General features: G+C 67.9%; 6 protein-coding genes and 1 pseudogene. 1 reads left to right on the top strand and 6 read right to left on the bottom strand.

Annotated elements, in window-relative coordinates:
* The 3 genes and pseudogenes from alaS to AC2VOP_RS08755 form a co-directional block, all read right to left on the bottom strand.
* The coding region (alaS, locus tag AC2VOP_RS08765) for an alanine--tRNA ligase (RefSeq protein WP_486960594.1) at positions 1-2,152 on the bottom strand (2,152 nt) is incomplete at its 3' end.
* Between the two features lie 97 nt (positions 2,153-2,249).
* A pseudogene (locus AC2VOP_RS08760) lies at positions 2,250-2,675 on the bottom strand (YjbQ family protein).
* 192 nt (positions 2,676-2,867) lie between these two features.
* Positions 2,868-4,223 carry a replication-associated recombination protein A gene (locus AC2VOP_RS08755; protein WP_486960593.1) on the bottom strand — a complete coding sequence of 452 codons (1,356 nt, stop codon included), beginning with the start codon at positions 4,221-4,223 and terminating at the stop codon, positions 2,868-2,870.
* A 228-nt stretch (positions 4,224-4,451) separates the two neighbouring features.
* On the opposite strand from AC2VOP_RS08755, the gene AC2VOP_RS08750 reads away from it, so the two are divergent.
* Entirely contained in the window at positions 4,452-4,868 is a 417-nt protein-coding gene (locus AC2VOP_RS08750) for a transglycosylase family protein (RefSeq protein WP_486960592.1), read from the top strand.
* A gap of 195 nt (positions 4,869-5,063) precedes the next feature.
* Here the strand turns inward: AC2VOP_RS08750 and AC2VOP_RS08745 are convergent, their stop codons facing one another.
* From AC2VOP_RS08745 to AC2VOP_RS08735, 3 genes are all read right to left on the bottom strand, one after another.
* Complete coding sequence (locus AC2VOP_RS08745; protein ID WP_486960591.1) at positions 5,064-6,968, bottom strand: hypothetical protein; 1,905 nt, start codon at positions 6,966-6,968, stop codon at positions 5,064-5,066.
* On the bottom strand, positions 6,965-8,674 hold the full coding sequence (locus tag AC2VOP_RS08740) for a DEAD/DEAH box helicase (protein ID WP_486960590.1): 1,710 nt from the start codon (positions 8,672-8,674) through the stop codon (positions 6,965-6,967). Before AC2VOP_RS08740 ends, AC2VOP_RS08745 begins: the two co-directional genes overlap by 4 nt.
* Before the next feature lie 139 nt (positions 8,675-8,813).
* A partial coding sequence (locus tag AC2VOP_RS08735; RefSeq protein WP_486960589.1) for an amino acid--tRNA ligase-related protein occupies positions 8,814-9,655 on the bottom strand: 842 nt, incomplete at its 5' end.

Below are 9,655 nucleotides of genomic sequence, written 5' to 3'. Positions count from 1 at the left end.
CATAGGCCTCCACCCGGCGCACCCCGGAGCCGACCGACGATTCGCCGAGGATGGTCACCGGGCCGATCTGCGCCGAATTGGCCACGTGGGTGCCGCCACACAGCTCCAAGGAGAACGGGCCGCCGATCTCGACGACGCGGACCCGGTCGGGGTAGCGCTCGCCGAACATCGCGATCGCGCCCATCGCCTTGGCTTTGTCGAGCTGTTCGGTGAAGGTGTGCACCTCGAAGGCCGCTTGTACCGCCTCGTTGGTCACCTCTTCGACCTCGCGGCGCTGTTCGTCGGTGAGCGGCCCCTGCCAGTTGAAGTCGAACCGCAGATATCCCGGCCGGTTCAGCGATCCGGCCTGGACGGCATCGGGTCCCAACACCTGTCGCAGCGCCGCGTGCACCATGTGAGTTCCCGAGTGGCCCTGGGTGGCGCCTTTGCGCCAAGCCGGATCGACTGCTGCCGTGACGGTGTCGCCCTCGACGAACTCCCCGGACTGAACGTCGACCCGGTGCACAAACAGGCTCTGAGCGATCTTCTGCACGTCGGTGACAGCGGCCTGGGCGCGGGCGCCCGAGCCGGTGATGGTGCCGACGTCGGCGACCTGCCCGCCCGATTCGGCATACAGCGGGGTGCGGTCCAGCACCAACTCGATCCGATCTGGTGTCTCGCCTGCCTCTCTCGACCGGTGGGCCGCCACCGGCACCCGTTTGCCGTCCGCGAAGATGCCGAGGATTCTTGCCTCTGAAGATAATTCGTCGAAGCCGGTGAACTCGGTGGGCCCGGCGTCGACCAGTTCCCGGTAGGCGCTCAGGTCAGCGTGGGCGTGTTTGCGGGCGGCGGCGTCGGCCTTGGCGCGGGCGCGCTGCTCGGCCATCAGCTCGCGGAAGCCCTGCTCGTTGACGTGCAAACCCGCTTCGGCGGCCATCTCCAGGGTCAGCTCGATCGGAAAACCATAGGTGTCGTGCAGGGTGAAGGCGTCGACGCCGGGCAAAACGGTGGCTCCGGCGGCCTTGGTGGCGCGGGCCGCTCCGTCGAACAACTTCGACCCCGACGTCAGGGTGCGGTTGAACGCCGTCTCCTCGGCCACCGCGATCCGGCGGATCCGGTCGAAGTCGGCGATCAGCTCGGGATAGGACGAACCCATCGCGTCGCGGACGCATGCCATCAGCTCGCCGACGATCGGGGTGTCGATGCCGAGCAGCTTGGCCGACCGGACCACCCGGCGCAGCAGCCGGCGGAGCACGTAGCCGCGGCCGTCGTTTCCCGGGCTGACCCCGTCACCGATCAGGATCGCCGCGGTGCGGGAATGGTCGGCGATCACCCGGTATCGGACGTCGTCGGCATGGTTGCCGATGTCATAGCCGCGGGGTGCGCGGGCGGCAACGGTGTCGATCGCCGGGCGGAGCAGGTCGGTCTCGTAGACGCTGTCCACGCCCTGCAGCAGCACCGCCACCCGCTCCACGCCCATGCCGGTGTCGATGTTCTTGCGCGGCAACGGACCGACGATCTGGAAGTCGGATTTCGACGTGCCCGCGCCGCGCTCGCTCTCCATGAACACCAGGTTCCAGATCTCGATGTAACGTTCTTCGCTGGCTAGCGGGCCGCCCTCCGGCCCGTACTGCGGGCCGCGGTCGTAGTAGATCTCCGACGACGGCCCGCACGGGCCGGGGATGCCCATCGACCAGAAGTTGTCGGCCATCCCGCGACGCTGGATGCGCTCCCGGGGCAGGCCGGCTACCTGCTGCCACAGCGCGGCGGCTTCGTCGTCGTCCACATAGACGGTGGTCCATAGTTTTTCCGGATCAAATCCGTAACCGCCGGTTTCCTGCGGGGTGGTCAGCAGCGTCCAGGCCAGCTCGATTGCGCGTTCTTTGAAGTAGTCGCCGAACGAGAAGTTGCCGGCCATCTGGAAAAACGTATTGTGTCGGGTGGTGTGGCCGACCTCGTCGATGTCGGGGGTGCGGATGCACTTTTGGATGCTGGTGGCGGTCGGGTACGGCGGGGTGCGCGCACCCAGGAAGTAGGGGACGAACTGCACCATGCCGGCGTTGACGAACAACAGGTTGGGGTCGTCGAGGATCACCGAAGCGCTGGGCACCTCGGCATGGCCTGCCTTCACGAAATGATCGAGGAAGCGTTTCCTGATCTCCTGTGTCTGCACCTCTCTCGCTTTCCCACCGAATCGGCACGTCAACCAGACGGCACTACAGTACCGGCCCGGCCGCAACCTCCTGTGCCGCCGACCAGCCCCGGCCGCGCTAGGCGCCGACGAAGCTCAGCCGCACCGACCGGCGCGGGTTGTCCCGGTTCAGGTCCGAGCACCACGGATTGCCAAGTGCCCAGCAGCGGCGTGCCGCCGGTCACCGGCACCGTTATCGACGGCGTCACCAGCGCCGGTAAAAGTCCCCCGCAAGCGGGAGGTACCCCCAGGTCGACGCCGTGGCCCCGGTGACCCGTGCGCGTGGCGGGTAACGGCCGTCGCGGGGCAACAGCCGCTCCAGGGTGTCGACCAGGTCGTCGTCGGAGCCTGCCCCGGTCTCGATGATCGCCACCCCCGCGGTGGCGTGCGGCACGAACACGTTGCACAAGCCATCCGAATGACCGCTGCCGTGCTGGGCGCAGAACGCGCGCACCGCGCCGGTGAGGTCGACGGTGCGACGCCGCGTGGTGTCGATCTCGAGCACTTCGGTGTCCATACCATTCAGGCTGCGGATGTGCTTACCGCTCCCCCTCCTCCCCCGCGACTCCTCCCCCGCGACTCCTCCCCCGCGAGCCGCGGGAAGGTTTTCACTTGCCGCCCTTTCGCTCAGTCGGCTAATCGTTGAGATTGCACTGAGGGCTGTAGACCGACCCAGGTCACGACCCTGGATGCAATCTCAACGTTTCCTGCGGATGATGGCGCGCAGCCGGTCCAGGCGTCCGGCAATCTCACGTTCGCCGCCGTGTCCGGTCGGGTGGTAGTAGTCCACGCCCACCAAATCGTCGGGCGGATACTGTTGCGCGACAACACCATCCGGGTCGTCATGGGAATACTTGTAGCCTAGGGCATGACCCAGCCCTTGAGCCCCCGAGTAGTGGCCGTCGCGCAGCTGCGGCGGCACCGGGCCGGCCTTGCCCGCCTTGATGTCGTCCATCGCCGCTGACAGCGCGGTGGTCACCGCGTTCGACTTTGGGGCGGTAGCCAGGTGCACGGTGGCGTGGGCCAGCGTCAGCTGGGCCTCGGGCATGCCGATCAGCGCCACGGTCTGAGCGGCGGCCACCGCGGTCTGCAGCGCGGTCGGGTCGGCCATGCCGATGTCCTCGCTGGCCAGGATCATCAGCCGGCGGGCGATGAATCGGGGATCCTCCCCGGCGACCAGCATGCGGGCCAGGTAGTGCAGGGCGGCGTCGACGTCGGAGCCGCGCACCGACTTGATGAAAGCGCTGATCACGTCGTAGTGCTGGTCGCCGGCCCGGTCGTAGCGGACCGCAGCCCGGTCCAGCGACTGTTCGACCGTTTGCGCGGTGACGTCGCTGCCTGCCGCCCCCGCTGATTCTGCAGCCACCTCGAGGGCGGTCAGTGCGCGGCGGGCATCGCCGGCGGCCAGCCGGACCAGCAGGTCGACCGCGTCGGGTGCGACGCCGATCCGCCCGTCCAGGCCGCGCGGGTCATCGATCGCGCGCTGCACCACGGTACGGATATCGTCGCCGGTCAGTGGCCGCAGCTGCAGGATCAACGACCGCGACAGCAGGGGGGCGACCACCGAGAACGACGGGTTTTCGGTGGTGGCCGCCACCAGCAGCACCACTCGGTTCTCCACCGCCGAGAGCAGCGCGTCCTGCTGGGTCTTGGAGAACCTGTGCACCTCGTCGATGAAGAGCACCGTCTGTTCGCCATAGCCAGCAACCCGTCGGGCGCTATCGATGACCGACCGTACCTCCTTGACCCCGGCCGACAGCGCGGACAGCGCCTCGAACCGCCAACCGGTCACCTGGGAGATCAGCGCCGCCAGCGTGGTCTTGCCGGAACCCGGCGGTCCGTACAAGATGACCGACGTGGCGCCGGAACCGTCGACCAGCCGGCGCAGCGGCGAACCGGGCTGCAGCAGATGGTCCTGCCCGACCACCTCATCCAGCGACGCCGGGCGCATCCGCACCGCCAGCGGCGCCCCGCTCGCCGTGCCGACGTCGCGGATGGCCGGCTGTGCTGCGCCCGGCACGTCGAAAAGACCTTCCGACACGGTTTCAGGCATACCACGCGCCAGCATTCGAGAAGTTCATAGATCAACGCCACGATAGTAACTTCAGTAACTTCAGTAACTTCAGTAACATTAGCATCTTCAGTCACTCAAATATTAATTTACATCGTTGATTCCATTGGCAACTTGAATAACTCTACTTGCGGAAAGTGTGCATTTACACCAACTATCGCGCTATGCTCGATTACCTCTTAGGTGTACATCTATCACGGAGGTTGTTATATGCACCGGAATGCGGTCCGCCGTGCCATCCCACCCGTGATCGCGGCGGGGTGCGCCGCGGTGTTGTTCGGTCCGCTGGGCCCGTCAATACCGGCCGCGCGGGCGGACGGCGAGAACTGGGACGTGGTCGCTGACTGCGAGTCGGCCGGTAATTGGAGTGCCGACACCGGCAATGGTTTCTACGGTGGTCTGCAGTTCAAAGAGTCGACGTGGGAGGAATTCGGCGGCCATGGTTCGCCGGCCGACGCGTCGCGGGCTGAACAGATAGCGGTCGCCAACCGGGTGCTGGCGGCGCAGGGTTCGGGTGCCTGGCCCACGTGCGGCCCGGGGAACGTGGCGGCGCCGAGAACGACAACGTGGCTGCCATATCCGTTGCGCAGTCTGGTCAAACGATTGTGGTCAGCCTTACCGCACTGAGACGCTCGGATATTCGACTTCAGCCCAACTCAGATACGTGTGCGTCAGGGCGGCGCCGCGCGAAGTATTCACTCGACCCGCGTAAACGCGGCAGCACGCAAGCGAAGGCAAGAGTGCGCCGCGGACCGCCGTCTCGTGTTAGGCCGCCCGCTGGAGGCGGTTCGCGCCGTGAACAAGGTGGCAGTGGTCTTTCGGCTACCACCACTGGCCAGCGCCGAGTCGGAGGATCTTCTGCAGATCGGTGTCGGCAGCGCGCACCGCGGCTTCCTTGACGCGGTAGGCGCCAGCGACGTCGGCGAACCGGCCGGTTGTCAGCTTCGCTCGTTGGCATACCATTCGTTCGATTCCTGCCGCGACCGCCGTGGGGCCATGCGAATCGAGGACGACGTCCTCGTCGGGCAGTCGCCACAGCGCGGCGAGGCAGCGCAGCATTCCGGGCAGACCAAACGCGGGAATCACCTGCCGCCAAAGCAGTTCGCCGACAGGGCCGAGCGGGACACGGGGCTGCGGCGGCGCATGCATAGCCGCCAGGCCGGGTCCGCGGACCCACCGGCGCAGGTGCGCCGGCTCGAACGGCCGGTCGTAGGGCAGGATTTCCTCGATCAGCCCGGTGCCTCCCGGCGCTTGCCACCGAAGCAGGAACGGGAAGCGCCGTCCCGCCGCGGTGTCCACCCAGCCACTCGACGCATGGCGCGTGCCCGACGACGCCGTTGTCGTGCGGGCGGCGGCGGCGATCGGTTCGTCGGTCGGCGAGATCCCGACCGCCCAGGCGACGCCCGGCGGACCGTACAGCCGGATCGCCGCCGCGGCCGGCGAATCCGGCATACAGATACGCGCCAGGCGCCGGTCGTTGCCGGCCGCCGCGTCCCACACCTTTGCGGTCAGCTTGTCCCCGATATTTGCGAGCTTGGCTGTGGTCGGTCTGCGATCGATACGCACCGGTGACGGGAGCTTGGCCGTTGTCTGCGGTTGTGTGACAACGGGTTTCGCCTTCGCTGCTGGCCGGAGCTTCGGGCCGGCCGGCGGTCTCGCGGGCTCGGGCGCAAGCCGGGCGGTCGGTCGGGGAACGCAGCTGGCGCACCCGAGCCGTGTCTTCGTCGCGACCAGTCGCTCGTCGGCACCGCAGTGCGGGCAGGCGATGTCGGCGAAACGGGTCAGCGGGATGAGCCAATCCAGTGTCAGCGGATACCGTCGGTCGCCGCGGCGGACGTCGACCGGCAACCGCCATACCGGCACCTCGTAGAGGTGCAGCCGGTAGGGCCGGACCTGGTGGCGGGCCTGGTATTTCTCCTGGGTTTCGCCGATCCTCCGGGCATGCTCGCTGCGTATGCCCTCGGCGCGTGCGTCCAGCAGCTCGCGACGATCGGCGGGCGTTTTCGCGCGCCGACGCTCGATCGTCGCGAGCGCATCACGGTAGTAGGCCTCGACGCGTTCCAGCTCCGCATCGCGCGCTTGGTCGATGTCCCCGCCAAGTTCGGACCGCCGCCGCTCGGCTCGCTGCTCGATCACTCGGTCGGCAGATCCGACCGCTGCGGTCAGGCCGGTCAGCGACGGCGAGCCGTCTTTGGGCACCGCCGGCAAGCCAGCGAGCTTCACACTGACCTGGCTTGGCAGTTCGCGTTGCGACCGCACATCCACCCAGCACTCGGCGCATTCCTGGTAGTGGTCGTCGCTGGACAGCGTGTAGTCGACCAGCGCCCCAACACGCAGAATCGGGCACACCGAGCGGGTCGGCGCGCCCACGGCATCGATGCGTCCGTGATCGACGGCGAACTGGTCGCGTGCCGTCGCCTGCAGCTGCTCGACCGGGGGTGGCGGCGTCGCGGCCACCGGAACAGCCATCGCGGCAACATCACCTACCGCCAGCACCTCGTCGGCGGAGCGACCCAGCGCGGGATGCCCGGCCGAGAGCAAGGTTGCACCGTCCTCGCGGGCGACATCGGGATCGACGGTGACCTGCAGCTCCTCCGGCAACTCCAGCATCGTCTGCAGGGCCGGCGGGAGCATCACCAACGTCGTGTCGCCGCCAAATTCGGTGAGCCCGCCGCTCGCCTCAACGTAGCGCAGCCAGAAGTCCAGCCCCACATCGATGCTCGTCACGACGGCTCACCCACGAGCACGTCAATACCTTCCCTGGTCCGTAGATAGCCGCGTCTCGCCTCGGCGAGCGCGTTGCCCAGAGCCTCAAGCCGTCGCTCGAACTCGTTGTCGTCGACAGCGTCGACGAACGCGTCGAAAACCTCGTTTTCGAAATCGAAGTCGTCGTCGACCCGGCCCAGGATCATGTCGAGTTCACCGACGACGAGTTCGAACAGGTTGATCTTCGCCTCGAGCACGTGCATCACCCGTTGTTCGATGCTTCCCCGGCAGACCAGGTTGGTCAGCGTCACGTCGTGTTCCTGCCCGACCCGGTGCAGCCGGCCGAGCCGCTGCTCGATCTGCATCGGGTTCCACGGCAGGTCGAAGTTCACCATCACATGGCAGAACTGGAGGTTGCGACCCTCACCGGCCGACTCGGTCGAGAGCAAGATCGGCGTTTCGGTGCGGAACTCTGCGATCGCCGACTCTTTCTCGGTCCGCGTGAGACTGCCGTGATAGGTCACCGACGGCAACCCGGCGCGGTCGACCGCAGTGGCCAGCACATCCAGTGTCTGCCGAAACCCGGTGAACACCAACACCTTCTCGTCTCTGTCGACGTGGCGTCGAAGGAGTTCGACAAGCACACCCACCTTGTCCGGTTCCCGGATGGCCAGGGCTCGTTCCGCGAGGTCGTTCCAACCAAGCTTCGCCAGCGTCGGCGCGGCGGCCGCGGGGCTGGAGCCGGCTATCCGGGTCAGGCCGCGCAGGGCCAACCGGGTGCGTCCCAACCCGGCTGCGGCTGCCCTGACTCGCCGCACGATGTCGGCGTACAGGCCCGCCTCGTCGATACCCGGCGTCACCAAGATCGTCTCGGCGAGGCGCGGCGGCAGCATCACGGCGACCTCGCTGCGGCGATGTCTGACCATCACCGCTTTCGTGCGTGCGCGCAGCTCCTCGACGTTGTGCGGACTCGACTCGAGCGACGCCGCGCCATGTTTGGCGCGGAACTGGGCGGGTGTGCCGAGCAGCCCGGGCGCGACGAGGCTGACCAACTGGTAGAGGTCCGACAGTTTGTTCTCCACCGGCGTCGCGGTCAGCATCAACAGATAACGGGCACGCAGCCGGCGAGCAAGCTTGCCCGACGCGCTTCGCGGGTTGCGGAGCCGGTGCGCCTCGTCGAAGATCACCAGATCCCAGTGGGTGTCGGTCAGCCGACTCAGCAGCGGGTCGCGGCGTGCGGCGGCCAGCGACGCAATGGTGACCGGCCGGTCCAGCACAGCCTCGCGGGCAGGTGCCGACCCGGATCGGGCGATCGAGGTCGGCAACCCGAACTTGCGCTCGAGCTCGTCGCGCCATTGGTCGACGAGTCCCGCCGGAACGATCACCAGCACTCGGTCGGCGAGCCCGCGCATGCGCAACTCGGAGAGCACCAACCCGGCCTCGATCGTCTTGCCGAGCCCGACCTCGTCGGCCAGAATGCCCCGACCGCGCATCCGCTGCAGCACGGCCCGTGCGGTCTGCAGCTGATAGTCGAACGGCTCGAACCGTAACCGCGGCATCGCCAGGAAGGTGTCGAACCCCGGCCGCGCCCAGACTTGCACGGCGCCGTCGACAATCGCCGACCAATCCGGCTGCGGCCGTGCGCCGTTGCTCAGCCGCGCCAGCAATGGTCGGTAGGCGGACAAGTCTGCTGTCGACGTCTCGTCGGCGGCGATCGTGACGGTCATGCGGCCTCCCAACAACGTGGTGCGTGCCTGGTTGCGCCGGACGCTACCGGCGACCACCTACAGCACCGGCGACCCACGCCGACGTGTGACAGATGAGGCGAATGAATTCGCGGGGCCCGACGACATCAGGCCGGCGCGCTTAACCGATGCCGGACTCTTTGCGCTGCTGCGCGGTGATCGGCGCCGGGGCGCCGGTCAGCGGGTCGACGCCGCCACCGGATTTCGGGAATGCGATGACTTCCCTGATCGACTCCACCCCGGCCAGTAGGGCCACCACCCGGTCCCAACCGAACGCCAGTCCGCCGTGCGGCGGTGCCCCGAACGTGAACGCGTCCAACAAGAATCCGAACTTCTCCTGGGCCGCGGCGGTGTCTATACCCATCACGGCGAACACCTGCTGCTGGATGTCGCGGCGGTGGATGCGGATCGACCCACCGCCGATCTCGTTGCCGTTGCACACCACGTCGTAGGCGTCGGCCAGCACGGCTCCGGGGTCAGACTCCAGCACCGCTTCGTGCTCAGGTTTGGGTGCGGTGAACGGGTGGTGCACCGCCGTCCAGGCACCTGAACCGACAGCGACCTCCCCGGCGGCGGTGGCCTCGTCGGCGGGCTCGAACAGCGGCGGGTCGACCACCCAGGTGAACGCCCACGCGTGCGGGTCGATCAGGTCCAGCCGCCGCGCGATCTCCACCCGGGCTGCACCCAGCAGTGCGCGCGAAGCCTTGGCCGGTCCCGCCGCGAAGAAGACGCAGTCGCCCGGCTCGGCGCCGACGTGGCCGGCCAGCCCGGCGCGTTCTCCGTCGGAGAGGTTCCTGGCCACCGGGCCGGACAGCTCGCCGTCGTTGCTGATTAACACGTACGCCAGCCCGCGGTGCCCGCGCTGTTTGGCCCACTCCTGCCAGCCGTCCAGGGTGCGCCGCGGCTGCGACGCCCCGCCCGGCATCACCACCGCACCGACATAGGGGGCCTGGAACACCCGAA

It is taken from the genome of Mycobacterium sp. TH-M106 (genome assembly GCF_057473765.1).
The sequence above is the reverse complement of the archived record's forward strand: the minus strand, read 5'-3'. Positions and strand labels throughout refer to the sequence as shown.